General features: G+C 74.5%; 21 protein-coding genes. 9 read left to right on the plus strand and 12 right to left on the minus strand.

Features of this window, described 5'->3' with window-relative positions; all coding sequences use genetic code 11:
- Positions 1-4: 4 nt before the first annotated feature.
- The 4 genes from ACQKM2_RS25860 to ACQKM2_RS25875 form a co-directional block, all read right to left on the minus strand.
- The gene (locus tag ACQKM2_RS25860; protein WP_427713770.1) at positions 5-1,195 is read right to left on the minus strand and encodes a cytochrome P450; all 1,191 of its coding nucleotides are present in this window, start codon (positions 1,193-1,195) and stop codon (positions 5-7) included.
- 115 nt (positions 1,196-1,310) lie between these two features.
- Positions 1,311-2,189 (minus strand): isocitrate lyase/PEP mutase family protein, encoded by an 879-nt coding sequence (locus ACQKM2_RS25865; RefSeq protein ID WP_427713772.1) that lies wholly within the window; start codon positions 2,187-2,189, stop codon positions 1,311-1,313.
- A 176-nt stretch (positions 2,190-2,365) separates the two neighbouring features.
- On the minus strand, positions 2,366-3,031 hold the full coding sequence (locus tag ACQKM2_RS25870; protein ID WP_427713775.1) for a DUF4097 family beta strand repeat-containing protein: 666 nt from the start codon (positions 3,029-3,031) through the stop codon (positions 2,366-2,368).
- A gap of 195 nt (positions 3,032-3,226) precedes the next feature.
- Positions 3,227-4,426 (minus strand): erythromycin esterase family protein, encoded by a 1,200-nt coding sequence (locus ACQKM2_RS25875; RefSeq protein ID WP_427713777.1) that lies wholly within the window; start codon positions 4,424-4,426, stop codon positions 3,227-3,229.
- A 58-nt stretch (positions 4,427-4,484) separates the two neighbouring features.
- Here ACQKM2_RS25875 and ACQKM2_RS25880 point away from each other — a divergent pair, with 58 nt between their 5' ends.
- From ACQKM2_RS25880 to ACQKM2_RS25895, 4 genes are all read left to right on the plus strand, one after another.
- Positions 4,485-5,291 (plus strand): TioE family transcriptional regulator, encoded by an 807-nt coding sequence (locus tag ACQKM2_RS25880; RefSeq protein WP_427713779.1) that lies wholly within the window; start codon positions 4,485-4,487, stop codon positions 5,289-5,291.
- Positions 5,239-6,471, plus strand: a complete 1,233-nt coding sequence (locus tag ACQKM2_RS25885; RefSeq protein WP_427713781.1) for a helix-turn-helix domain-containing protein — start codon at positions 5,239-5,241, stop codon at positions 6,469-6,471. Before ACQKM2_RS25880 ends, ACQKM2_RS25885 begins: the two co-directional genes overlap by 53 nt.
- Positions 6,472-6,562: 91 nt before the next feature.
- Positions 6,563-6,763: a hypothetical protein gene (locus ACQKM2_RS25890; RefSeq protein WP_427713783.1), complete on the plus strand. Its 201-nt coding sequence runs from the start codon at positions 6,563-6,565 to the stop codon at positions 6,761-6,763.
- Positions 6,760-6,969, plus strand: a complete 210-nt coding sequence (locus ACQKM2_RS25895; protein WP_427713785.1) for a hypothetical protein — start codon at positions 6,760-6,762, stop codon at positions 6,967-6,969. Before ACQKM2_RS25890 ends, ACQKM2_RS25895 begins: the two co-directional genes overlap by 4 nt.
- 143 nt (positions 6,970-7,112) lie before the next feature.
- Here the strand turns inward: ACQKM2_RS25895 and ACQKM2_RS25900 are convergent, their stop codons facing one another.
- Positions 7,113-7,934: an alpha/beta fold hydrolase gene (locus ACQKM2_RS25900; RefSeq protein ID WP_427713788.1), complete on the minus strand. Its 822-nt coding sequence runs from the start codon at positions 7,932-7,934 to the stop codon at positions 7,113-7,115.
- A 119-nt stretch (positions 7,935-8,053) separates the two neighbouring features.
- Here ACQKM2_RS25900 and ACQKM2_RS25905 point away from each other — a divergent pair, with 119 nt between their 5' ends.
- Positions 8,054-8,539 (plus strand): MarR family transcriptional regulator, encoded by a 486-nt coding sequence (locus ACQKM2_RS25905; protein WP_427713789.1) that lies wholly within the window; start codon positions 8,054-8,056, stop codon positions 8,537-8,539.
- Positions 8,540-8,586: 47 nt separating this feature from the next.
- Here the strand turns inward: ACQKM2_RS25905 and ACQKM2_RS25910 are convergent, their stop codons facing one another.
- From ACQKM2_RS25910 to ACQKM2_RS25920, 3 genes are read right to left on the minus strand one after another with little or no spacing between them, the layout of a single operon-like run.
- Positions 8,587-9,360, minus strand: coding sequence for a thioesterase II family protein (locus ACQKM2_RS25910; protein WP_427713792.1), 774 nt, complete (start codon positions 9,358-9,360; stop codon positions 8,587-8,589).
- Entirely contained in the window at positions 9,357-10,715 is a 1,359-nt protein-coding gene (locus tag ACQKM2_RS25915; RefSeq protein ID WP_427713794.1) for an AMP-binding protein, read from the minus strand. Before ACQKM2_RS25915 ends, ACQKM2_RS25910 begins: the two co-directional genes overlap by 4 nt.
- Positions 10,716-10,767: 52 nt before the next feature.
- The gene (locus ACQKM2_RS25920; RefSeq protein ID WP_427713796.1) at positions 10,768-10,899 is read right to left on the minus strand and encodes a hypothetical protein; all 132 of its coding nucleotides are present in this window, start codon (positions 10,897-10,899) and stop codon (positions 10,768-10,770) included.
- A 175-nt stretch (positions 10,900-11,074) separates the two neighbouring features.
- Here ACQKM2_RS25920 and ACQKM2_RS25925 point away from each other — a divergent pair, with 175 nt between their 5' ends.
- Complete coding sequence (locus ACQKM2_RS25925; protein ID WP_427713798.1) at positions 11,075-13,060, plus strand: tetratricopeptide repeat protein; 1,986 nt, start codon at positions 11,075-11,077, stop codon at positions 13,058-13,060.
- A gap of 52 nt (positions 13,061-13,112) precedes the next feature.
- On the opposite strand, the gene gdhA is transcribed toward ACQKM2_RS25925, so the two are convergent.
- On the minus strand, positions 13,113-14,462 hold the full coding sequence (gdhA, locus tag ACQKM2_RS25930; protein ID WP_427713800.1) for an NADP-specific glutamate dehydrogenase: 1,350 nt from the start codon (positions 14,460-14,462) through the stop codon (positions 13,113-13,115).
- A gap of 264 nt (positions 14,463-14,726) precedes the next feature.
- On the opposite strand from gdhA, the gene ACQKM2_RS25935 reads away from it, so the two are divergent.
- On the plus strand, positions 14,727-15,224 hold the full coding sequence (locus ACQKM2_RS25935) for a DUF1772 domain-containing protein (RefSeq protein ID WP_427713802.1): 498 nt from the start codon (positions 14,727-14,729) through the stop codon (positions 15,222-15,224).
- 10 nt (positions 15,225-15,234) lie between these two features.
- Here ACQKM2_RS25935 and ACQKM2_RS25940 read toward each other — a convergent pair whose 3' ends face one another.
- From ACQKM2_RS25940 to lpdA, 3 genes are all read right to left on the minus strand, one after another.
- On the minus strand, positions 15,235-15,534 hold the full coding sequence (locus ACQKM2_RS25940) for a DUF6342 family protein (protein WP_125594939.1): 300 nt from the start codon (positions 15,532-15,534) through the stop codon (positions 15,235-15,237).
- Between the two features lie 189 nt (positions 15,535-15,723).
- Positions 15,724-16,332, minus strand: a complete 609-nt coding sequence (locus ACQKM2_RS25945; RefSeq protein ID WP_427713804.1) for an anthrone oxygenase family protein — start codon at positions 16,330-16,332, stop codon at positions 15,724-15,726.
- 162 nt (positions 16,333-16,494) lie between these two features.
- Entirely contained in the window at positions 16,495-17,886 is a 1,392-nt protein-coding gene (lpdA, locus tag ACQKM2_RS25950) for a dihydrolipoyl dehydrogenase (RefSeq protein WP_427713806.1), read from the minus strand.
- Between the two features lie 206 nt (positions 17,887-18,092).
- Between lpdA and ACQKM2_RS25955 the strand changes: the two genes are divergently transcribed.
- Both ACQKM2_RS25955 and ACQKM2_RS25960 read left to right on the plus strand, forming a co-directional pair.
- Entirely contained in the window at positions 18,093-23,318 is a 5,226-nt protein-coding gene (locus tag ACQKM2_RS25955) for an acyltransferase domain-containing protein (RefSeq protein WP_427713808.1), read from the plus strand.
- A complete protein-coding gene (locus tag ACQKM2_RS25960) occupies positions 23,318-24,169 on the plus strand; it encodes a metallophosphoesterase family protein (protein WP_427713810.1) in 852 nt (283 codons plus the stop codon). The genes ACQKM2_RS25955 and ACQKM2_RS25960 overlap by 1 nt, the downstream gene beginning before the upstream one ends.
- Positions 24,170-24,240 lie beyond the last annotated feature (71 nt).

The following is a 24,240-nucleotide window of genomic DNA, read 5'->3' on the forward strand; positions in this document are numbered from 1 at the left end:
CGCGCTAGAGGAGCGGGATCCGTGCGTTCGCCAGCGGGCGGTAGGCGGGGGTCGCGGTGGTGCCCAAGCCTGCCGCGCGCAGTTCGGTGACGACGGCGCCGGCGAGGGCCGTGGCGAGCTCCGCACCCGGGCAGCGGTGGGCCGCCGCGCCAAACGTGAAGACAGCCGGATTCACTCGTTCGGGGGACAGCGTGTGCGGGTCCGGGTTGACGGCGGGGTCGCGGTTGGCGGCGGCGAGGAGGACGAGGACCTGCTGCCCGGGCTCCACGGTGGAGCCGGCGTACGTGAAGGATTCGGCGGCGAAGCGGCGGGTGTTCTGGATCGGGGCGTCGTACCGGACCACCTCGCGCACCAGGGCGTCGAGGTCGGCGCCGCCGGCGCCCCGGGCGAGGGCGACGAGGGTGTTGCCGATCAGCCCGGCGGTGGCGTCGTAGGTCTGGGAGAGGAACCCGATGGCGTTGGACAGCAACGGCCCCGCATGCGCCCACCCGTCCCGCTCGGCGCCCGCCACCAGCTCGCCGAGCAGCCCCTGCGCCTGCCCTGGCCGGACGGAGTACGCAGCGGCGGCCCCGGCGGCCGGGGGCCCGAGCGGGGTGGCCTGGGCTTCGGTCAGGGCCGGTCCCAGGAGGGCGCGGAGGCGGGTGGCGGCGGCCGCGGCCGCCCGGTACTGGTCCTCCGTGGCGGCAGCGGGAATGCACTGCACGAAGTCGCCGATCGCCCGGGCCGCCTCCCGGCCCGCTCCCTCGGTCAGGCCGCTCAGGTCGGCAACCACCCGCGCCGGCACCCCGAACATCAGCTCCTCGTACGGGACTTCGCCGCCCTCCGCCAGCACCTCGCGGGTGAGGCGCCCCGCCAGCGAGGCCGCGTACGCGGTGTCCGCGCGGGCCAGTGCCCCGGCCACGACCTGCTTCAGCCGGGCCGCCCGGGCGCCGTCCGTCATCCGCACCAGCTCACCGAACACCTCCCCGGCGGCCGTCCCCGCGATCCCGGCCGGTACCGGCTCCGCGACGGGCCGCACCCGCAGCGCGCCGCTGCCCAGCACCGCGCGCACCGCGGCCGCGTCGGCGGCCACCCAGGCCCCGAGCGCCTCGTCCCAGGCGAAGGGCCGCTCGGCCACCAGGCGCGCGTAGTACGGGTACGGGTCGGCGAGGCGCACGGCCTCGACGGGACTGCTGACGGTGGTGGTGCTGCTCACTGGAGAACTCCCCCTTTTTCGCGCCTGAACCGGCGCCGCTCTCGCGGACGTGGTCGCCCGCCATTCTGGTTGCTCACACCGCGAAGGCCCCGATCAGGCGACGCGTACGGAAGGCTCACGGTGCCGGATCGCTCTCCGGGGCGGGGGTCAGGAGGGCGTTGGCCTCGTCGTAGGGGAGGGCGTCCGAGACGAAGCCGAAGGTGCCCGTCCCGGTGATCTCGCGGGCGGCCCGGGTGAGGGCCCCGAGGGCGGCGCGGGAGAGCGCGGAGCCGGTGCTGACGCGGCGCACCCCGAGGGCACCGAGGTCGGCGACGGACAGTTTCAGGGCGGCGGTCATCAGGACGTTGACGGGCCGTTCGACGGCGGCGCAGACGGCGCGGATCGCGTCGGCGTCCGGGAGTGCCGGGGCGTAGAGCACGTCGGCGCCGGCGGCCTCGTACGCCTTCAGGCGGCGGATGGTGTCGTCGAGGTCGGGCCGGCCCTGGAAGAAGTTCTCGGCGCGGGCGGTGACGGTGAAGGGGAAGTCCAGCCCCTTCGCCGCCTCCACGGCGGCGGCGACCCGCTCGACGGCCTCTTCGAGGGACCGTACGGGGTCCTCGTCTCGGCCGGTGGAGTCCTCGACGGAGCCGCCGACCAGGCCTGCCGCCGCGGCGAGCCGGATGGTCTCGGCGACGTCCTCGGGGCGCTCGCCGAAGCCGCTCTCCAGGTCGGCGGTGACGGGCAGTCCGGTGGCGTCGACGATCGCGGTGGCGTTGGCGAGGATCTCGGCGCGGCTGACCTGGTCGGCCCCGTCGGGCCGGCCGAGGCTGTGCGCGAGGCCGGCGCCGGTGGTGGCGAGGGCGGCGAAGCCGAAGGAGGCCAGGATCCGCGCGGTTCCCGCGTCCCAGGGGTTCGGGACGACGAAGGGGCCGGGACCGGCGTGCAGGTCGCGGAAGGCGACGGCGCGCCGGAGCCGGGCGGCGGGGTCGGTGCTCGGGGTGGTGGTGGGGTGCATGGGGTTCCTCGCAGGTGCTGTCGTACGCGGGCGGCCCGGGTCGCGGCCTGGATCGGCTCAACGTACCCAGCGTCGGGGCGGGTTGCTCCGGCCGCCGCCGGTCCGGTGCCGGTCGGGCGGTGCCCGCGGTCGCGAGTACGACACGGCCGCGGCTCTCCCGTTCGACCCGTTCCCGTTCAGGCGGTGAGGGCGGTGATGTTGCCGTAGGAGGTGGTGGCCTGGATGGCCAGCACGGCGCCCTCGCCGCTGTTGTGCAGGGCGTTGCTGATCCGGCCGTAGGAGGTGCCGGCGTCCAGGGAGGCCGAGACCCCGCGGGCGGCGCCGACGCTGATGTCCCCGTGCTCGGTCCGCAGCGTCACCGTGCCGCCGGTGGCCTCGGCGATCGTCAGATCGCCCTTCTGCGTACGGATGTCCGCCGAGCCCCCCAGCCGGCCCACCGCGACGTCACCGGCGGCCAGGACCAGCCGCACCCCGGCCGCCTCGTCGAGCTTGACCGTGCCGTGCGCGCTCTCCAGCGACACCTCACCCAGCCGTCCCACACCCCGGAACTCGGCCGACGCCGTCCGCGCCTCGACGCTCGACCCGGCCGGCAGCTGCACCGTCACCTCGACCGCACCCGAAGCGCCGAACACCTGGTTCTTCTTCGGCCCGGTGATCCGCAGGACACCGTCCCGGAACTCGACGGCCGTCTCCTGGGCCGCCTTCACGTCACGGCTCTTGGACGCGTTGGCCGGCAGGACCTCGACCGTGGTCTCCGCACGGTCGGCGGCGATGAAGCGGATGTTGCCGGCCGGGACGTCCAGGACGGTGGTGATCGCGGCGGCGGTGGCGAACTTCTGCATGGTTTCTCTTCCTTCGGGTTCGTGTCACTCGGTGTTTCCGATGACCTGAACGCTACGCCGCGTTCACAACCCGAGCAACACACCCACCGCAAAGAAACTTCATCATCGCAGGTCACAGCCCTGCAATCGTTGCAACGCCCCTGAATTCAACGCAACGAACCCCACCCGCGCGTTGCAACAGACAAGGAATGAACGCTACGCCGGAGCCATGTCCTTGAGGAACACGACCCCGTCGGCGTCCTCCAGGTGCGCCGGGTCGAGCGGGGCGTAGCCGAACCAGGGCGACACCCGGGGCGCGGGCCGGGCACCGCCGAGCTCTGCCGCGAGCCGCCGGGTGTCGACGAGGCAGCGGTCCTCCGGGAGGGCGTGGAGGAGCCCCTCGAAGGTGTCCGGCGCCGGCTCGTCCACTCCCCGGTGCCGGATCGTGCCGAGGGCCGTGGCCACGAAGGCGTACTCCGCACCGAGGCGGGCGTCCACCAGCGCACCGGCGCTCCACCACTCCAGCGGCTCGCCGCCCATGCGCATGGAGCTCTTCTCCCGCTGGAGGTGGGCGTTGTGGGCGTGGACGAACACCGGCCCCCGCCCGGCGAGGGCGAGCAGGTTCCGGGCCATCATCGCGTCCCGGACCCCGGCCAGCCGGGCCCACCGGGCGGACGAGCCGTCGGCCGTCCAGTGGTGGTAGCGCAGCAGACCCGTGGCCGTCCGTGCGTACAGGGCGGCACGGTCCCACTCCTCCTGCGGGCCCGCCGCGATCAGCTGGGGCTCCTGCTCGTCGAGCAGGGCCGCCAAGTCGTCGGCGATCAGCCTCAGTCGGCCCGCCTCGTCGGACTGCCCCACGGACCGGGCCGGGTCCCTCATCGCGGCGGGTTCGGTCCACTGCCCGTCGGTGCCGAGCAGCCGGTCGAGGGTCTCCCGCGTGCAGGGGAGCAGGCCGGCGTCCACCCGTGCGGCCAGGTATCCGTGGAGCGCGGTGAGGACCTGCCGGGGGCTCGCGGCGCCGGACATCTCCAACGGGCCGTCGAAGCCCGCGAAGCGGACCTGTTCGGAGGCCGGCCGGCCCTCGTTGTGGGCGCGCATCCAGCGCACCAGCTCGCGGTTGGCGGCGGAGGCACCCCAGCCGTGGCTGATGCCGCGCTCCACGACCTCGTCGAGGACGCCCTCGCCGGAGGTGACGTGGTCGTCCACGGCGAGGCCCGCCAGGCAGTCGCTCTCGATCGCGATGGTCCGGTAGCCCTCGTCCACGAGCTGCCGGAACAGCTCGTTGCGCAGTTCGAGCAAGGTCTCCTCGCCGTGGGTGGGCTCGCCGAGGGCGAGCAGCCGGGGCCTTCGCGGGAGCAGGCGGAGAACGGCGGAGGCATCGACGGAACGGACGTGGTCCTTCACACGGGTTTCCATGCCTTCAACGCTATCGCTGAACTTTCGGTTGAGACTTTGGCCGCTATTCTCGGCCCGCATGAGCCAGAACCTTAAAACCAAGGGTCACCTCAGGCCGATCGACCTGGCCCGGGCGCACGGTCTGTCCACGCAGGCGGTCAGGAACTACGAGGAGGCCGGCATCCTCCCGGCCGCCGCCCGCACGGCCGGCGGCTACCGCGCCTACACCCCGCTGCACGCGGGCGCCCTGCGCGCGTTCCTGGCCCTGCTGCCCGGCCACGGCCACCGGACGGCGACGGCGGTCATGCGGGCCGTCAACGAAGGCGCGGTGGACGACGCCTTCCGCCTCATCGACGAGAGCCACGCCCAGCTCCTCGACGACCGCCGGACCCTCCGGGCGGTGGAGGACGCCCTCCGCGACCTGGCGCCGTCCCCTCCCCCCGAGCCGGGTGGCACCTTCATCGGCCCGCTGGCGGCGAAGCTGGGGATCCGGCCCGCGACCCTGCGCAAGTGGGAGAAGGCGGGCCTCGTGCGCCCCCACCGCGACCCCGGAACCGGATACCGCGTCTACGACGCGGCCGCCGTACGGGACGCCCGGATGACCCACCAACTCCGCCGGGGCGGCTACCTGCTGGAGCAGATCACCCCGCTGATCACCCAGGTCCGCGCGGCCGGCGGCCCGGAGCCCCTGGAGGCCGCCCTCCACGGCTGGCACGCCCGACTGTCCACCCGCGCCCGCGCCCTCCTGTCGGGCGCCGCCGAACTGGACGCCTACCTCCGCGCCCGGGGCTGGACGTACGCTGCCGCCAACGGCATTCGGGAAGGGGCACCACATGGACATCCCCAGCAACCTCACCACCGGCGAGCGGATTCGGCTGCTCCGTGAAGCACGCGGGATGTCCCGTCCCGTACTGGCCGGCCTGTGCGGCCGAGGCCCCGACTGGCTGAAGAAGATCGAGTCCGGCGAGCGTCCCATCCGCTCCCACAGCCTGCTGCTCCGTCTGGCAGGCGCGCTCCAGCTGACCGACCTCTCCCTGATCACCGCCGCCGGGGAGAACGTGGCGCAGCCGGTCGTACTCGGCAGGCTCACGCATCCGGCAATGCCCGCCATCTGGAAGGCGGTCATGACACGGCCTCTGCTGTTGGCCCTCCCCGAAACCCCTCCGGACCCGGCCGCGCTCCTGGCGCGCGTCCGCGACGCCTGGCGGCTGTGGCACACCTCGGACCACAACCGCACACAAGTCGGCGCTCTGCTACCGGAGTTGATCCAAGATGCCGAGATCGCGACAAGAGTTCTGGAGGGACGGCCCCGGCGCAGCGCGCACGAGGCCCTGTCCGAGGTGTACCGGCTCACTGGCCAGGCCACTGCCTACATCGCACCGCCCGAGATGGCATGGGTGATCGCGGACCGGGCGCTCACCGCCGCCCAGGCTTCCGACAACCCGGCGGCGATCGCGGCGGCTGCCTGGAGTCTGGGCAACATCCTGAGGTCCACGGCGCACCCGGACGAAGCACTGGAGGTCGTCGAGGGTGCGGCGTCCCTCCTGCGACCGCACCTGGACTCCGCGCCGGACGACTGGCGGGGCGTCTACGGAGCGCTGGCACTGCACGCGGCGGTGACCGCCGCCCGCGCCGGGCGGACCGGGGACGCCTGGCGGCACTGGGACACCGGGGACGAGGTCGCGAAGTCGTTGCCCGCGTCGTACGTCCATCCGTCGACCATGTTCGGACGGGCGAACGTGGACTTCCATCAGATCAGCGTCGCCACGGACCTGTCCGCGTCCCGGCAGGCACTCGGTCTGGCGGACGAGGTGAACCCTGACGCGATGCCGTCGCTGGAACGCCGTGCCCGGCTGTGGGTGGAGGTCGCACGCGGCCACCTCCAGCGTGGGGACCGCACGGCCGCCTTGCACGTCATGCAGATCGCGCACGGGATCAGCGCGGAAACCGTGGCCTACACCCCCTCGGCACGCGTCGCGGTGCTCGACCTGTGGCGCGAGGCCCCACGCGCGCTGCGTCCGGAAGCCGGTCGCCTCGCCGAGGCGATCGGGGTGGCCATCGCGTAGGGGGACGGTCTGGGTCAGAGGGACAAACCGTCCCCCTGGCCCGCTTCCAGCGCCCCTACGGTGACGGCACGCCACACCGAGGAGGGCACCCATGCGTGCACGTATCCGGCATGTCCCCGCAGTCCGCGAGGCCGGCCCAGGGCCGGACCCGGCAACCGGGGAGCACCGCTGCCACCGCTCCATGTGTCCGCCGGGTGTCGCCGTCTGCGTGACGCCCAGCGCCGCACTGCTCCACCGCGCACTGGTCGGGTGGGAGCGCTTTCTCGACACCTTCGAGGAGGTGCCCGAATGAGCGAGCAGTACGAATACGTACCGCACCGGCTGTTGCGCCGCCGCGTCCGCGACATCGCCTCCGGCACAGAGGGAGAGCTGATGGCTGTGATCAACGAGAACGTCTCGGACTCGGTGCTGAGGGATCACTGGGTCGAACTGGCCTACATCCGTGGCTCCTCGGGCCGAGAGTTCACCACCGTGGTCACGAACGTCGAGCCCGCCTGAAGGTTCGCCGTGCGGTTGCCGGGGCCGGCTGCTCGCTCCAGTTCAGCGCCACCATGTGCAGCCCGAACCACAGCACCCCGGAAGCCACTGCCCACGCCGCAAGCAGGGCGTCGGAGGGCCGTCAGCGGGTGCTCAGCGGGCTGTCAGCTGGCCGTCAGGACAGCGCGCAGACGCTCCGCGTAGGCCCGGGGGTGGCTGGTGTTGCCGTTGTGCCCGCCCGGGAAGACCCGTATCTCCGAACCCACCAGATCCGCCAGCGCGTGGGCGCACGCGACGTCGAAGACGGTGGACGGTGTGGTGGCGCCGACGGCCGGGAGGATGCGGGTGGTACTCGCGGCCACGGCGTCCGGGTCGAGCGTGTCCTGGAGGATCGCCGAGAAGTCGTGCTCGATGAAGTAGGCGAAATTGGCGCGGCGCTGCTCGCTCATCGGCTGCGGGGTGAGGCCGGGCTCGGAGTCCTTGCCGCTGGTGTCTATGCCGAGGACCCGGGCGGCCTCGCGGGCGGCCGCCGGCAGCCCCTCCTCCCGGAAGGTGTGCTGGAGTTCGACGAGCTCCGCCTCGTGCCGCTTCCGGTCGGCGGCGTCCGGCAGCAGCCGCGGGGCGACCGGCTCGTGGGCGACGAGGGCGGAGAGCTGCCCCGGGTGCTCGGCGGCCACGTGCAGTCCGATGACGGCGCCGAGGCTGCACCCGAGCATCAGGGCCGGCTCGTCGGTGACGGCGGCCAGCAGCCGGTGGACGTCATCGGCGTGCTCGGCGAGCGAGGTGGTCCGGCCGGGCTGCTCCAGGCGGCTGCGGGACAGGCCCCGGCGGTCGTAGGTCAGGACGGTGAAGGTGTCGGTGAGGTGCGGAACCAGGTCCATGGTGCGGTCCGCGTCGCCCTCACCGCTCTGCGAGATGAGCAACAGCGGCCCGGAGCCCTGGAGTTGGTAGTGGAGGATGGCACCGGGAACGGCGAGACTGGGCATGACGGCTCTCCTTCGGCTGGTTGGACCGCCGGCGCCGGACCCCTTGCCCGTCGCCCTGCAACCAAGATATTCCATCGATTCCGATACATCAATACCGATGGATCGATTTTGATGAATCGATGCTGATGTATTTTGGACCGGTGGATGGAATCGAACTGTTCCTGCTGGGCCGCGCCCTGATGAAGCTCGGCGAGGAGGCCCTGCCCGAACCCCCGGGCGGGTCCGGGCAGTACGCGGGCGGCACCCGCTCCGTGGTGATCGTCGCCGGGGACATCGCGGCGCACCCGGACACCACCGTCGGCGAGACCGCGCAGCGCACGGGGCTCCCGCAGAGCCAGGTCTCGGGCGCCGTGGCCCGGCTGCGCGAGGCCGGCTCGGTCGAGACGGCCCCCGACCCCGCCGACCGCCGCCGGACCCTGGTGCGCCAGTCCCCCGCGGCCTCCGCGCGCGTGGCCGCCGTACGGACCGCCGGCAGCTCCAAGGTCGAGGAGGCGCTCGCCCGGGCACTGGGCGAGGCCGGCGCCGAGCGGCTGCCCGAGGTGACGCAGGCCCTGGAGGTTCTGGCCCGGCACCTGGCGGTGCGCGGCGAAGGAACGACGGCCTGACGAGGCAGGACGCACGCGGGACGCACGCCCGCCCGGCCGAACCGGCGTCAGCCCGCCGTGAACCCCGCCAGGTCCTCCGCCACCGCCCGCACCACGGCCGCGTGCTGCTCGGCCAGGTAGAAGTGCCCGCCGGGGAAGCCGCGGAAGCCGAACCCGGCCCCGGCCACGTCCCGCCAGCCCAGCGCCTCCGCCACGCTCGCCCGCGGGTCGGAGTCCCCGCAGAGCACGCTGACGGGGGTCCGCAACGGCGGCCCGGGCTCGTGCCGCCAGGTCTCGACCGCCCGGTAGTCGCTGCGCAGCGCCGGCAGGATCAGCGCCCGGAACCCCGGGTCGGCCAGCAGCGCGGGGTCGGTCCCGGAAAGGGATTGCACCTGGGCGAGCAGGGTGTCGTCGTCCCGCGCGTGGAGGTGCTCCTCCTCCCGCTCGACCAGCGGCGACCGCCGCCCGGAGACGATCAGGCCGCGCGGCGTCGCGCCGGCCGCCTCCAGCCGCCGCGCCAGCTCGTAGGCGAGCACCGCGCCCATGCTGTGCCCGAACAGGACGAGGGGCCGGCCGCGCCAGGGCTCCAGCGCCCGTTCCACCCCGTCGGCCAGCCCGGCGATGGTGTCCGGGATCGGCTCCCCCAGCCGCTCCTGGCGGCCGGGGTACTGGACGGTGAGCACCTCGGCGTGCGCGGCGAGGTCGCGGGAGAGCGGGAAGTAGAAGGAGGCGCTGCCGCCCGCGTGCGGGAGGACGACGAGGACCGGCACGGGCCTCCCCGGCGGCACCGCCGGCGGGTGGAAGCGGCGGATCCAGGGGCTCTCCCCGTCGGAGCCGGTCACCGCGCCTCCCCGGACCCGCCCCGGTCGCCGCCCAGCAGGAGCTTCTTCTGGGGCTTCCCCATGGCGTTGCGCGGGATCGCGGGAACGAAGCGGACCTCGCGGGGCCGCTTGTGCACCGAGAGGTGCGCGGCGACGAAGTCGGTGAGTTCGGGACCGGTGACCCCGTCGGCGACGACGAAGGCGACGATCCGCTGCCCGAGGTCCGCGTCCGGGACCCCGACGACGGCCGCCTCGGCCACCCGGGGGTGGTCCAGCAGGGCGTTCTCGATCTCGCCGGCGCCGATGCGGTAGCCGCCGGACTTGATCATGTCGATGGAGGCCCGGCCGACGATGCGGTGGACGCCGTCCTCCGGGTCGACGGCGGCGATGTCGCCGGTGCGGAACCACCCGTCCTCGGTGTACGCGGCCGCGGTCGCGTCGGGGCGGCCCAGGTAGCCGGAGAACAGCGTGGGGCCGGTGAGCTGGAGTTCGCCGATCTCGGCGCCCGGCTCGGCGGCGATCCGGGTCCGGATGCCGGGGAGCGGGGTCCCGACGGTGCCGGGGCGGACCTCGCCGCCCGCGCGGCCGCTGACGGTGATCAGGGTCTCGGTCATCCCGTAGCGCTCGACGGGGCGGTGGCCGGTGAGGCGCTCCAGGTCCCGGAAGACGGGCGCGGGCAGGGCGGCGCTGCCGGAGACGAGCAGGCGGGCCCCGGACAGCGCGGCCGCGTGTTCCGGTTCGGCGGCGATGCGGGACCACACGGTCGGCACCCCGAAGTACAGGCTGCCCCCGGCGGCGGCGTACGCCTGCGGGGTCGGGCGGCCGGTGTGCACGAGGCGGCTCCCGGTGCGCAGCGCGCCGAGCACGCCGAGGACCAGGCCGTGCACGTGGAACAGCGGGAGCCCGTGCACCAGGGTGTCCTCGGCGCTCCACTGCCAGGCTCCGGCGAGGGCGTCGAGGTCGGCGGCGATGGCGGCGGCGGTCAGGACCACGCCCTTGGGCGGGCCGGTGGTGCCGGAGGTGTACAGCACCAGTGCGGGGTCCCCGGCCGCGGCGGCCCGGGCGGGCGCCGCGGCCCGGCGGGCGAAGTCGACGGGGACCTCGACGGCACCGGAGTCCCGCAGGATGTGCTCGCGCTCGGCGGGCCCGGCATCGGGGGGCAGCGGTACGAAGGGCACCCCGGCGAGGAGCCCGCCGACGGCCGCCGCGACGGTCTCCAGGGAGGCGGTCGCCGTCACGGCGAAGGCGGGGGCTCCGGCGACGTCGGCGGCCACGGCCCCCGCCGCGCCGAGCAGTTCCTCGTACGAGGCGGTACGGCCGGCGACGCGTACGGCGTCCGCGCGGTCGCCGTACGTCCCGTCAAGCGCGGTCAGCACGCGGCAACTCCCTGTAGGTGGCGGACCTACAGGCTACGCCGCCGCCCAGGGCTCACCCCTCGGGGTTCTCCCGGTCCTTGAGCGCGGCGGCCTCGCGGCGGGCGCGGCGGATTTCGAGGGTGAGGGAGAGGGTCGTACCCATCAGGGTGAGGACGTCGGCGGCGACGGAGAGGAGGTCGGTCATGGTGGTCGGGCCCTTCGGGGTCGGGCCGCGGGGTGCGGCCGGTGGACGCACCATCGGGGGGAGTTGGGTTGTCCGGACCCTGCGGGCAGAACATCGCAGATAGGTTGCGGATGAAAGGGCACTTGTCCCGGCCGGACCGGACAAACGCACGGCGCGCGCACCCGGGGGTACGTGGGTGGCGGAGACGAACAGGCGAAAGGGCCGCCCCTGGGGGCAGATCCGCCCGGTGAACCCGGCGGCGGGCAGACTCGCCGCGTTCCTGCGCGCGCAGGTGGACGGTTCCGGCAAGACCCTGGCGGTGCTGGAGAAGGAGATCAGCTTCTCCTCGACGCAGATCAGCTCGCTGCTGGGCGGGCGGATCCCGTCGCAGCGGTTCGTCACCTCACTGATCGACGCCACGGTCCCGCCGCCGTTGCGCGAACGCCGGCGGAGCGAGGCGGAGGCCCTGCTGTACGAGGCGCTGCACCCGCCGCGCACGTCGAAGCCGGCGGCGCGGGTGGCCGGTGCGGCGGCGGTGGACCTGGCGGCCGTACAGGCCCAGCAGATCGAGACGTACGACCGGCTCACGCGCGCGCTGGAGCAGCAGGCGGAGCTGCGCCAGACGGCCCACAACTCGGCCCGGCTGATCTGCATCCTGCTCGGCATGATCCACACCCTGAACGAGCGGGTCGGCGCCCTCAGCCGGGACGCGGACCGGTCCGCCGTCCGGGCCGAACTGGAGCGGGCCCGCTCCCAGCAGGCCAGGGCCGAGAGCGAGCTGGGCCGGGCCGAGGAGAAGAAGCGGCAGGCCGAGGCCCTGGCCGGGCACCTCCAGGAGCAGATCGCCGAGTTGACGGAGGAACTGGAGCGGCTGCGCGGCCAGGGCGGCGGCCCGGACCCGTCGGACGGTCTCCCCGGCCTCGCCCCGTTCGCACCGGCCGCCTCCCCGGACCCCGTGGGTGACGACATCGACGCGACCCTCGCCCGCGTGGCGGCGGTCAACGACACCGACAGCGACACGGTCCACCGGATCAGCGGCGAACTCGGCCAACCCGCGCCCACCCTTGTCCCGGACAACCCCTCCACCGGCCCGGACATGCCGAACAAGACGGCGTGGGAACTCGGCAGTGAGGCCAGGGCCGCGCAGGAGAGGGGAGATTTCCGGGAGGCTGCCCGTCTCTACGCCCTGCTGACGGCGGCTTCGTCCGGCTACCTGGGCCCGGAGCACCGGGACACCCTCGCCAGCCGGTACGAACACGCCTACTGCGTCGGCGAGGCCGGCGAACCCGCCGTCGCACGCGATCTGTACGAGGCGCTCGTGCAGTACGGGCTGCGAGTCCGGGACTCCACCCATCCGGACACCCTGCGCGCCCGGTACCAGCTCGCCTACTACACCGGCGAGACCGGTGACTTCGCCACCGCACGCGACCTCGTGGCCGCAGTCGTGTCGGACGAGGCCCGCGTACTGGGACCTGATCATCCGGACACCCTCGCCAGCTACTACCAGCAGGCCTACTTCACCGGTTTGGCAGGTGATCCGGCGACCGCACGCGACCTGCTGGCCGCCCTCATCCCCGTTCAGACCCGCGTCCTGGGCCCCGAGCACCCCGATACCCTCGCCAGTCGGCATGAGAACGCCTACTTCACCAACGAATCCGGTGATCCGGCCGCGGCACGGGACCTGCTGGCCGCCCTCGCCGCCGACCGCACCCGCGTCCTCGGCCCCGACCACCACGGAACCCTCATCACCAGGTACGAACTCGCCCGCTACACCGGCAAGGCCGGAGAGCCCGCCAAGGCACGCGACCTCTACGGCGCACTCGTACACCAGGAGACCCGTGTCCTGGGCCCCGACCACATGAACACCCTCATCAGCCGCGGGCAGCACGCCCGCTACACCGGCAGGGCCGGGGACCCGGCCAAGGCGCGCGACCTCTTCCGCGTCCTCGTGGAGGACTGGACCCGTGTACTCGGACCCCGGCACCCGCGCACTCTCAGCAGCCGCGCGCAATACGCCCGCTACACCGCCGAAGCGGGTGACACAGCCGCAGCACAGGAGCTCGGCCGCGTACTCCTGGCGGACGTGGAGCGCGACCAGGGGGCCGGCCATCCCGCGGTCCTGAGCATCCGCAGGCAGCTCGCCGCCTGGGCTGAAGGAGACGACCGCACTGACCCCGCCTGAGGCGGCACGGCCCGCACCCTGCACGGGTGCGGGCCCGACGGCAGCGGAAGGCCTAGATCACGCCCTGCACCAGCATCGCGTCCGCCACGCGCTCGAAGCCGGCGATGTTGGCGCCCGTGACGTAGTCGCCCGGGGCGTCGTAGCGGGCGGCGGTCTCGTACGCGACCTCGTGGATCGAGCGCATGATGCCGGCCAGTTCCGACTCGACCCGGTCCCGGGTCCAGGCCGTGCGGCCCGCGTTCTGGGCCATCTCCAGCGCGCTGACCGCGACGCCGCCCGCGTTGGCGGCCTTGCCCGGGCCGAAGGCGACGCCCGCCGCCTGGAAGAGGTGGACCGCCTCGGGGGTGCTGGGCATGTTGGCGCCCTCCGAGACCGCCTTGACGCCGTTCCCGATGAGGGCGCGCGCGTCCTCGGCGCCCAGTTCGTTCTGGGTCGCGGACGGGAAGGCGACGTCGGCCGGGACCTCCCAGACGCGTCCGCCCGGCACGAAGCGGGCCGAGGAGCCGCGGCGGGCGGCGTACTCGCTGACGCGGCCGCGCTCGACCTCCTTGATCTGGCGGAGCAGGGCGAGGTCGATGCCCTTGTCGTCGACCACGTAGCCCTGCGAGTCGGAACAGGTCAGCGGGTTGGCGCCGAGCTGCTGGAGCTTCTCGATGGTGTAGAGGGCGACGTTCCCGGAGCCGGAGACGACGGCCGTCAGGCCGTCCAGGGACTCGCCCCGGACCCCCAGCATCTCGGAGGCGAACAGCACGCTGCCGTAGCCGGTGGCCTCGGGCCGGATCGCGGAGCCGCCCCAGCCCTGGCCCTTGCCGGTGAGGACGCCGGCCTCCCAGCGGTTGGTGATGCGCCGGTACTGGCCGAACAGGTAGCCGATCTCGCGGCCGCCGACGCCGATGTCGCCGGCCGGGACGTCGGTGTGCTCGCCGATGTGGCGGTGCAGCTCGGTCATGAAGGACTGGCAGAAGCGCATGACCTCCGCGTCGGAGCGGCCGTGCGGGTCGAAGTCGCTGCCGCCCTTGCCGCCGCCGATGCCCAGGCCGGTCAGCGCGTTCTTGAAGATCTGCTCGAAGCCGAGGAACTTCACCACGCCGATGTCCACGGACGGGTGAAAGCGCAGGCCGCCCTTGTACGGGCCGAGCGCGCTGTTGAACTCCACCCGGTAGCCGCGGTTGACGTGGACGTGTCCGTGGTCGTCCGTCCACGGAACCCGGAAGATGATCTGCCGCTCCGGTTCCACGAGCCGCTCCACGAGCCCGGCCTCGGCGTACTCGGGGCGCGCCGCGAAGACGGGGGCCAGGGTGTCCAGGACCTCCCGTACGGCCTGGTGGAACTCCGGCTGGGCGGGGTTGCGGCGCTCGATGTCGGTCCGCAGTGCGTCCAGCCTCTGCTTCGGGTCGGTCACGTTCTGATTCCTCTCCGGCGTCCTGGTGGGGGCGTGCGGGCCCAGCGGGAGGGTACCGCGCAGGGGGGGTGCTCCCGGAATTGGTCATCCGGCCTGCGCAGCAGGGGTGTTGGGCCTGTGCAATGACACGGGAGATGGCCTGTGTACGACCGTAGTATCAGCTGGGGACTGCTTGGATCAGGCTCGGAACGGCCCGGGATGGGCGAGAATCCGGCCATCGCGGTGCGGCAGTCCTGCGGCACCCACCAAGGCGGGGGGAACCACGTGGAAACGGCAAGGTTCGCGTCACTGATCGCTGCGACGATCACCATGGGCCTGGTGAGCGGCCTCTTCTACGGGTTCTCGGTGGCGGTGATGCCCGGGCTGCGCGCCTCGTCCGACCGGACGGTGATCGAGACGATGCAGCGGATCAACGTGGCGATCCTCAACGGCTGGTTCCTGCTCGGCTACATGGGTTCGCTGCTGTTCACCGCCCTGGCCCTGGGCCTGCACCTGCCGGGCGACGGGCGCCACGCGCTGGTGCCGCTGGCGGGCGCGCTCGTCGCGTACGTCCTGGCGATGATCGTCACCGCACGGGTGAACATCCCGCTCAACAACGCCCTGGAGAAGGCGGGCCCGGTGGACCGGATCGCCGATCCGGCGGCCGTGCGCCGCGCGTTCGAGGGGACCTGGGTCCGCGCGAACGCGTGGCGCACACTGCTGTGCACGGTGGCCTTCGGACTGCTGGCCTGGGCGCTGGTCCTGCACGGACAGAACGCCTAGGCGTCCCCTCCTAGTAGCGGAGGTCCTTCTGCTCGGTGATCAGGCGGCCGGCGATGTGCAGGTTGCCGTCGGAGTCGAGCACCGCGATGATCTTCTTCGTGGAGCCGTGGTGGGTCGTGAAGTAGATCTTGTCCGCCTCCTGCGACGAGGAGTAGTTCGTGTTCACGGACAGCTCGATGCTCACCGGGGAGCTGATGAGCACGTCCTTCTTGGGCGAGTTCGGGTAGACCTGGTTCGGCCGCAGCTTGACGCGGCCGTGAGTGTCGCCCTCGTCCCAGTCGGACGCCACGCCGAGGTCGATGTCAGCCATGCGATTCCCCTCCCGTTGCAGTGGGCGGACTCTGTGACCGATCGGTCACAGAACGTCCCGGACCGAGCCCAGAACCTACGTAGTCCGTGCACATGACGGCAGCACATCGCGCGACTATGACTGATTTTCGCCCCGCTTCGTCGCGAAGTGGCATCAAGCTTCCGGAGCTCCCGGAAAGCCCGAAAACGCTCAGCGGGCGGTGGCCCGGCCGTGCAGGAGGAGAGCACGGGCGAGGGCGGCGAGGGCGGCGGTGCAGAGCAGGGTGCGCAGGATGTTCGTGGTGACCCAGGTGCCCTTGAACTTGTCCACCACCGCGAAGTCGGTCAGCTTCGCCGCGTCGCCCGCGGCCGCGAGCTCGTTGTTCAGCGGGATGTTCACCGCGAAGGTGATCACCAGTACGACGAGGTAGGCGACGGCCGCCGCGGCCACCCACACGGCGGTCCCGCGCCGGCCCTTGCGGTACTCGACGACGGCCGCGGCGGCGGTGGCGAGCAGGGCGAGGACGAAGGCGCTGCCGAAGAGGCCGTTGCCGTCGATGGCGGCGTTGAAGTTCTGCATGGCGGTGACGTAGGTGCGCTCGTCGCCGGCGGCCAGTCCCGGCATCACCGAGACGTCGAAGGCGAAGAACAGGCCCGCCATCAGACCGATGAGGACGGTGGAGAGGCCGAGGAGGAGGCCGGCCACCCTGTCGGTGCCCGTGCGTGCCGTGCCGTTGGTGCCGTGTGCGTGGTGTCCAAGGTCGGTGCCGTGTGCCGGGTTGGTGCCGTACGCCGGGTTGGTGCCGTGTTCCGGGTTCATGGATACGTCCTCGCCTGATGGCCGGTTACCGGCGGGCCCCACGCCCGCGGCGCAGTGATCGTGGCATCCGGGCCGGTCGCGTACCAGCGATTTCACCGAAAACAGGGGAAGGGCCGGGGAGTTGCCCCGGCCCTTCCGAATGGCGGAATACCGACCGTGAGGTCAGCCGTGGACGTGCAGCGGCTTCCCGGCGAGGGCGAGGTGGGCCTCGCCCAGGGCCTCGGTCTGGGTCGGGTGGGCGTGGATGAGGCTCGCCACCTCCGTCGGCAGGGCCTGCCAGTTGAAGATGAGCTGGGCCTCGCCGATCTGCTCGCTGACCCGCGAGCCGATCATGTGGATGCCGATGACGGGGCCGTCGGCGACCTGGACGAGCTTCACGTCGCCCGCCGACTTCAGGATCTTGCTCTTGCCGGTGCTGCCCGCGTTGAACTTGCTGACGACGACCTTGTCCTCGCCGTAGACCTCCTTGGCCTTCGCCTCGCTGAGGCCGACGGAGGCGATCTCGGGCTCGCAGTAGGTGACCCGCGCGACGCCGTCGTAGTCGATCGGGCTCACGGGCAGGCCCGCGAGGCGCTCGGCGACGAGGATGCCCTCGGCGAAGCCGACGTGGGCCAGCTGGAGGGTCGGGATCAGGTCGCCGACGGCCGAGACGGTCGGCAGGCTGGTGCGCAGCAGCTCGTCGACGACGACGTGCCCGCGGTCGAGGGCGACGCCCGCCTCCTCGTAGCCGAGGCCGGCCGAGACCGGGCCGCGGCCCACGGCGACGAGCAGCAGCTCGGCCTCGATCTGCTTGCCGTTCTCCAGGGAGACCCGTACGCCGTTCTCGGTGTACTCGACTCCGGAGAAGCGGGAGCCCAGCTCGAACTTGATCTTCCGCTTGCGGAAGGCGCGCTCCAGGGACTTGGAGATGTCTACGTCCTCGGCGGGCACCAGGTGCGGCAGGCCCTCGACGACGGTGACGTCCACGCCGAAGGACTTCCAGGCCGAGGCGAACTCGACGCCGATGACGCCGCCGCCGAGCACGACCGCCGACTCGGGGATCCGGTCGAGGAAGAGCGCGTGGTCGGAGGAGACGACCCGGTTGCCGTCGATGGCGAGGCCCGGCAGCGAGCGCGGCTGGGACCCGGTGGCGAGGACGACGTGGCGGCCCTTGTAGCGGACGCCGCCGGCCTCGACCTCGGTCGGGGAGACGAGACGGCCCTCGCCCTCCACCAGGGTGAGGTTCTTGCGCGTCTTCAGCATGCCCTGGAGGCCCTTGTAGAGCCCGGCGATCACGCCGTCCTTGTACTCGTGCACCCCGGCTATGTCCACGCCCTCGAAGGTGGACTTCACTCCGTAGGACTCGCTGCGGCGCAGTTCGTCGGCGACCTCGCCGGCGTGCAGCAGCGCCTTGGTCGGGATGCAGCCGTTGTGCAGGCAGGTGCCGCCCAGCTTGCCCTTCTCGATCAGGACGGCGCTCAGGCCGAGCTGGGTCGCGCGCAGGGCACAGGAGTAGCCCCCGCTGCCGCCACCGAGGATGACCACGTCGTACACACCGTCGGCGGAATTCTCCATTGCAGATGACCTTTCGTCTTCCGTGGCGTTGAACCAGCCCTCCCGGCATGCTCTCATCTCCCTTCCGGGCGGGCGGTCTTGGGGGCTTCCGGGACGCTTCCCACCTGCGGGGCGGCTGGATTCAGCCGTTCTTGAGTCCGCCTCCAGCCAAGGTGCGCACCATCTCCCCCGCATCACCTCGCGTCAGGACGGATGGGTGAGAAGAGATGCCTGAAGACGCTCGACGTCCGCTCCCGGACGTCACCGTGCCCGCCGACCACCGGATCGCGGTCGTCGGCCTGTCCTGCCGCCTCCCGAAGGCCCCGGACCCGGACGGCCCGTGGCGGCTGCCGGACGACGCGGCCGACGCCTTCGACCCGGCCTTCTTCGGGATCTCCCCGCGCGAGGCCGCGTCGATGGGCCCGCGCCGGCGGCTGGTGCTGGAGCTGTGCTGGGAGGCCCTCGAACACGCGGGGATCGTGCCGGGCTCGCTGCGCGGCGCGCGCGTCGGCGTGTTCGTGGGCGCCGTGCGGGACGGGCACGCCGCTCCCTCCTACCAGCAGGGCCCGGAGACCATCGGCCACCGCACCGGCGGGCTGCTGGGCCTGCGCGGCCCGAGCACGACCGTGTACGCCGGGCGCTCCTCCTCGCTCGTGGCCGTGCACCTGGCCTGCGAGAGCCTGCGCGGCGGCGAGTGCGACACCGCCCTGGTCGGCGGGCTCGGTCCCGAGCCGGTCCCGGGCCCGCCGGGCCCGGCCGGCCCGGCCGCCGGGGCCCGGGAGCGCGGCGCCGTGCGCTGCGAGGGCGGCGGGGTCGTCGTCCTCAAGCCCCTCGCCCGGGCCCTGGCCGACGGCGACCGGGTGCTCGGCGTCATCGCGGGCAGCGGCGTCGGCGAGGACGGCGGTACGGGTCCGGGCGCGCCCGGCGGCGAGGGCCGGGAGGAGGCGCTGCGCCGGGTCCGCGAGCGCGCCGGCCTCGGCCCGCGCGGGGTCCGGTACGTCGAACCGCACGGGGCCGTGGGCATCACGGACCTGATCGGGGCGCTGCCGGGCCTGGGCCCGGACCGCCGCGAGCCGGCGCGGGCCCCGCGCCCCGGGGAGTCCGGGCGGCGGCTCGTCGTGGGCCTCGGCTCCGGGGGTGCGGGCGGCCCGGACTGCCACGTCGTCCTGGAGGAGGCGCCGCGTACGGCCCCGGCCGCCGGCGCCGGGACCGACCGGCCGGACGGGGCCGCGCACCCGCTGCCGTACACCGTCTCCGGCACCACTGCGGAGGCGCTGCGCGCCCAGGCCCGGCGGCTGCTGGACTGGCTGGGCGAGCATCCCGGTGCGCGGCCGGGGGCCCTGAGCCGGGCGCTGGCCACCACGCGTACGGCCTTCGCGCACCGGGCGGTGGTCGTCGCCGCGGACCGGGAGGAGCTGGCCCGGGGGCTGGAGGCCGTCGCCCGGGACCGGCGGGCCGCGGGCCTGGTGCGCGGGACCGCGGCCCGGCGGCGGGACCTGGCGGTCCTGTTCACGGGCGAGGGCGGGCAGCGGCCGGGGACGGGCCGCGGGCTGTATACGGCCTTCCCGGTGTTCGCCGCCGCCTTCGACGAGGTGTGCGCCGCACTCGGCGGCGGGGTCCGGGAGGCCGTCTTCGGCGACGACGCCGACGCCGCCGCTGAGGCCCTGGGCCGCACGGGGACCGCGCAGGCAGCCCTGTTCGCCGTCGAGGTCGCGCTCTACCGGCTCGTCGAGTCGTGGGGGGTCGTGCCGCAGTTCGTCGGCGGGCACTCCGCGGGCGAGATCGCCGCCGCGCACGTGGCCGGGGTGCTGTCCCTGGAGGACGCGGCCGTGCTCGTCACCGCGCGGGGGCGGCTGATGGAGGCCCTGCCCGGGGCCGGGCTCATGGTCGCCGTCCGGACGGGCGCCGAGGAGGTCGCCCCGCTGCTGGTGCCGGGGACGGCGCTGGCCGCGGTCAACGGGCCCCGGGACGTCGTCGTGTCGGGCGCCCACGAGGCCGTCCGGGCCGTCGTGGGACGGCTGGCCGAGCAGGACGTCAAGTCCAAGACCCTGCGCGCGGGCCACGCCTTCCACTCGCCGCTGATGGACCCGATGCTGGAGGAGTTCCGGCGGGCCATCGCGGGCCTGGACTTCCGGCGGCCCCGGATCGCGTTCGTCTCCGCGCTCACCGGCGGCATCGTCACCGACGAGGTCGCGCGGCCGGACTACTGGGTCGGGCACGTCCGCGAGACCGTCCGCTTCCAGGACGCCGTCCGCACCCTGGAGTCCGAAGGCGCCACGGCCGTACTGGAGTTGGGTCCCGGCGGGGCGCTCGCGGCCATGGCCCGCCCCTGCCTCGCCGACGAGGGCGCCGTCGTCGTGCCCGCCCTGTGCCGCCGGGGCGACGAGGTCCGGGCACTGCTGACCGCGACCGCGACCCTGTACGCCCACGGCGTCCTCGGCCGGCTGCCGCTCGGCATCCCCGCCGGGGCGCCGCTGCACGGCCTGCCCACGTACCCCTTCCGGCGCGAGGACCGCCGGCCGGGCCGGGGTCCCGCCGGCCGGGCGGCGCGGTACCCCGTCGGCGGGCCGGTGCGGGCGCGCCGGCCGGGCGCACCCGGATCCGGCACGGACGCAACGGCAACGGCAACGGCCGCGACGGGCATGGCCGCGACGGGGCATCCGCTGGCCGCGTGGCGGCTGGACCTCCCGGAGGCGGGGGCCGTCCTGTTCACGGGGACGGTCTCGGCGCGCAGCCACCCGGAGTTCGCCGGGGCCGGCCGGGTGCCGGCGCAGGCGCTGGTGGAGGCGGCGCTCGCGGTGGGCGGCGCGATCGGCGCGCCGGAGGTCGAGGAGGCCGCCGCGGAGGTGGCCCTGACGCTGCCCGCGCGGGGCGGGGTGCTGCTCCAGCTGCTGGCGCAGGCCCCCGACGAGGCGGGCCGGCGGCGGCTGACGGTGGTCTCGCGGGCCGAGGGCGCCGACCCGGAGGAGCCGTGGGTGCGGCACCTGACGGCCGTTCTGGCCCCGGGCCGGGCGCCGTCCTTCGCCCTGGCCGAGTGGCCGCCGGCCGGCGCGGAGCCGCTGGAGGGGGCCGAGGAGCACCCGGCGGTGGAGCGGGCCTGGCGGCGGGGCGAGGAGTTCCTCGCCGAGCTCCTGCTGCCGGCCGGGCTGCACGGGCAGCCGTACGCCCTGCACCCCGCGCTGCTGGAGGCGGCGCTGCACCCCGTGCTGGCGGCGGTGCCGGAGCCGCTGGCGGCCGGGGAGTGGCGGGGTACGGCCCTGTACGCGACCGGGGCGACCTCGCTGCGGGTGCGGGCCGTGCGCGGTGCGTTCGGGGTGGTAGCGCTGGAGCTGGCGGACGCGGAGGGCGGTCCGGTGGCCTCGGCGACCGTGACCCTGTCCGAGCTGCCTGGCGGGCCGGGCCGGCGGCCCGTCACCCCGCTGGCGCTGGTGTGGGAGCGGGTGGCGGAGGCCGCCGGGCCGGTGCGGGGGCCGCGCCGGGCGCTGCTCGGGGTGCCGGGCGGCGGGCGCGGCCCGTCGCCGCTGCCGGAGTGCGACGGGGCGCCCGCGTACGCGGGACCGGCCGAGCTGCTGGAGGCCTCGGCGGACGGGCGGCCGGTGCCGGAGCTGGTCCTGGCCCGCCTCGCGGAGCCCGCCGCCGACGCGGAGCTGTACGGGCGGGGCGTGGCGGCGGCGGTGGACGAGGTGCGGGAGCTGGTGGGTGCCTGGCTCGCCGAGGAACGGCTGGCCGGCTCCGTGCTGGCCGTCGTCACGGGCGGCGCCGAGGAGGTGCTGCCCGGGGAGGGCGTCGCCGATCTCGTGGGGGCTGCCGTACGCGGCTTCGTGCGCTCGGTGCAGGCGTGGCTCGCCGGTTCGGGCGGGGGCCGCATCATGCTGGTGGACGTGGACGACAGCGACGCGAGCCGAAAGGCCCTGGTGCGGGCGCTGGGCGGCGGCGAACCGGACCTGGCGCTGCGCGACGGGGTCGCGTACGCGCGGCGGCTGGTGCGGGCGGAGTCCGTGGTGCCCGGGGCGACGGGCGCGGGCGGGCCGGGCACGGTGCGGCTCAGCGGCGCCGTGGAGGGGCCGCGGGCCCGGGAGAGCGCCCGGCACCTGGTGGAGGCGTACGGCGTGCGGCTGGTCGGGCCCGGCGAGGAGGCGGCCGCGGTGGTGCACCTGAGCGGTCCGGACGGGCCCTCGCTGGAGGCCTCGGTCGACGCCGCTCTCGCGCTGGACGGGCACCCGACGCCGCTGGCGTTCGTCACCACCGTCGGGGCCGCCGTCGGCTCGGGCGGACCGGAGTGCGACGCGGTCGTGGGCGCCTTCCTCACCGCCCTGGCCGCCCGCCGCCGCGCGGCCGGACTGCCGGCGGCCGTGCTGGGCTGGGGCGCCGACGCCGAAGGCCTCCCGGCGGGACTGGCGGTCCCGGCCGGCGGGGACGGGGCGGCCCTGCTGGGGCACGCGCTCGCGCGGAACCTGACCCTGGTGGCCGCCCGCGCCGACGCGGCCGGGCTGCGCGCCTCCGGGGGGCCCGTGCCGGCGCTGCTGCGGAGCCTGGTGGTGCAGCGGCCGCGCCGGGCGGCCAACCGGCGGGCCGACGAGGAGACTTCGCCGGCCGGGCCGCTCGCGGAGCCGGGCGCGGAGGCGCTCCCGCCCCGGGCTCCGTCCGCGGCCGGGGGCACCTTCGCGGGGCTGCTGCGCGGGGCGCACGCGCAGGGCCGTACCGCCGAGGGCGCGGCGCTGCTGATGGCGGCGGCCGAGCTGCTGCCCGGCTACGACTCCCGGTCCGGGGTGGCGCGCTGGCCGGCCCCCGTGCGGCTGGCGGGCGGGCCGGAGGGGGCGGCGGGGCTGTTCGCGTTCCCCTCGCTGGGGGCGTCGTCCGGCCCGGAGGAGTTCCTCGCGCTGGCGGCGGCCCTGGAGGGCCGTCGGGGCCTGACGGTGCTGGCGCACCCCGGCTTCGCCGGTGACGCGGTGCTGCCGCGCAGCCGGCAGGCGCTGGTGCGGGCCCAGGCGGAGGCGGTGGCCGAGGCGGCGGGCGCGGCGCGGCCCGTGCTGCTGGGGCACTCGTCCGGTGGGTGGATCGCGCACGCCGTGGCCCGGGAGCTGCTGGAGATCGGCCGTGAGGCGGCGGCGGTGGTGCTGCTCGACACGTACGCGCGGGGCGGGAGCCGGCGCGGGCCCGCGACGCTGACGGAGCGTCTGCTCGACCCGGCGGGCCCGCCGGGGATGACCGACGACACGCGGCTGCTGGCGATGGGCGGCCACCTGAGGCTGTTCACCGACTGGACGCCGGAGCCGGCTTCGGCTCCCACGCTGCTGGTGCGGGCCTCGGCGTCGGCGGCCTCGGCCACCGCCGGGTGGGAGTACGCGGACCATCTGGCGGAGGTGGCGGGCGACCACCTGTCGCTGCTGGGCGCGGACGCGGGCGCCGTCGCGGCCGCGGTGGACGGCTGGCTGCGCAAGGTGGCCGGCTGATGGCGGCGCCGGCCGGGCGGCTGCTGGCCGTGTCCGACCTGCACGTGGTGCACGCGGAGAACCGCCGGCTGCTGGAGGAGGAGATCGTGCCCGGGTCGCCCGGGGACTGGCTGCTGGTGGCGGGGGACGTCAGCGAGACCGCGTCCGAGGTCGAGTGGGCGCTCGGGCTGCTGCGCGACCGGTTCGCGCGGGTGGTGTGGACCCCCGGCAACCACGACCTGTGGACGCCGGCCGACGATCCGGTGCAGCTGCGCGGGGAGCCCCGGTACCGGTACCTGGTGGACATGTGCCGGAGGCTGGGGGTGCTCACGCCGGAGGACCCGTACCCGGTGTGGCAGGGGCCCGGCGGGCCGGTGGTGGTGGCTCCGCTGTTCACGCACTACGACTACTCGTTCCGCGACCCGGCGCTGACGAAGGAACAGTCCCTCGCCGCCGCCCGCGAGTCGGGGGTGGTGTGCACGGACGAGTTCCTGCTGCACCCGGATCCGTACCCGGGCATGGACGGTTGGTGCCGGGCCAGGGTGGCGGAGACGGCGGCCCGCCTGGACGCCGTGGACCCGGCGCTGGGGACCGTGCTCGTCAACCACTACCCGCTGGTGCGGGAGCCCACCGACATCCTGCGCTACCCGCAGTTCGCGCAGTGGTGCGGGACGACGCTCACGGCGGACTGGCACCTGCGCTACCGGGCGCGAGCCGTGGTGTACGGACACCTGCACATCCCGCGCACGACGTACCACGACGGGGTTCGCTTCGACGAGGTGTCCATCGGCTACCCGCGCGAGCGCAGGGGGCGGGGCCTGCCGCGCGGGGTGCTGCGGGACGTCATGCGGCCCCGCGAGGACGGGACCTGAGGAGCAGCGCACACGAAAGGACTGCCGCGGTCCGAAGGGTGCTTCGGAACGCGGCAGTCGGGTGGTCGCGG

It is taken from the genome of Streptomyces sp. NPDC004126 (genome assembly GCF_050275515.1).
GTDB lineage: Bacteria > Actinomycetota > Actinomycetes > Streptomycetales > Streptomycetaceae > Streptomyces.

Excerpts from the sequence above, each read along its gene's own strand:
- ACQKM2_RS25940 (WP_125594939.1), bottom strand. The coding sequence starts at position 15,534 with ATGGCTGACATCGACCTCGGCGTGGCGTCCGACTGGGACGAGGGCGAC.
- lpdA (WP_427713806.1), bottom strand. The coding sequence starts at position 17,886 with ATGGAGAATTCCGCCGACGGTGTGTACGACGTGGTCATCCTCGGTGGC.
- ACQKM2_RS25960 (WP_427713810.1), top strand. The coding sequence starts at position 23,318 with ATGGCGGCGCCGGCCGGGCGGCTGCTGGCCGTGTCCGACCTGCACGTG.
- ACQKM2_RS25890 (WP_427713783.1), top strand. The coding sequence starts at position 6,563 with ATGCGTGCACGTATCCGGCATGTCCCCGCAGTCCGCGAGGCCGGCCCA.
- ACQKM2_RS25870 (WP_427713775.1), bottom strand. The coding sequence starts at position 3,031 with ATGCAGAAGTTCGCCACCGCCGCCGCGATCACCACCGTCCTGGACGTC.
- ACQKM2_RS25880 (WP_427713779.1), top strand. The coding sequence starts at position 4,485 with ATGAGCCAGAACCTTAAAACCAAGGGTCACCTCAGGCCGATCGACCTG.
- ACQKM2_RS25955 (WP_427713808.1), top strand. The coding sequence starts at position 18,093 with ATGCCTGAAGACGCTCGACGTCCGCTCCCGGACGTCACCGTGCCCGCC.
- ACQKM2_RS25865 (WP_427713772.1), bottom strand. The coding sequence starts at position 2,189 with ATGCACCCCACCACCACCCCGAGCACCGACCCCGCCGCCCGGCTCCGG.
- ACQKM2_RS25875 (WP_427713777.1), bottom strand. The coding sequence starts at position 4,426 with ATGGAAACCCGTGTGAAGGACCACGTCCGTTCCGTCGATGCCTCCGCC.
- ACQKM2_RS25885 (WP_427713781.1), top strand. The coding sequence starts at position 5,239 with ATGGACATCCCCAGCAACCTCACCACCGGCGAGCGGATTCGGCTGCTC.
- ACQKM2_RS25945 (WP_427713804.1), bottom strand. The coding sequence starts at position 16,332 with ATGAACCCGGAACACGGCACCAACCCGGCGTACGGCACCAACCCGGCA.
- ACQKM2_RS25905 (WP_427713789.1), top strand. The coding sequence starts at position 8,054 with ATGCTGATGTATTTTGGACCGGTGGATGGAATCGAACTGTTCCTGCTG.
- ACQKM2_RS25900 (WP_427713788.1), bottom strand. The coding sequence starts at position 7,934 with ATGCCCAGTCTCGCCGTTCCCGGTGCCATCCTCCACTACCAACTCCAG.
- ACQKM2_RS25920 (WP_427713796.1), bottom strand. The coding sequence starts at position 10,899 with ATGACCGACCTCCTCTCCGTCGCCGCCGACGTCCTCACCCTGATGGGT.
- ACQKM2_RS25895 (WP_427713785.1), top strand. The coding sequence starts at position 6,760 with ATGAGCGAGCAGTACGAATACGTACCGCACCGGCTGTTGCGCCGCCGC.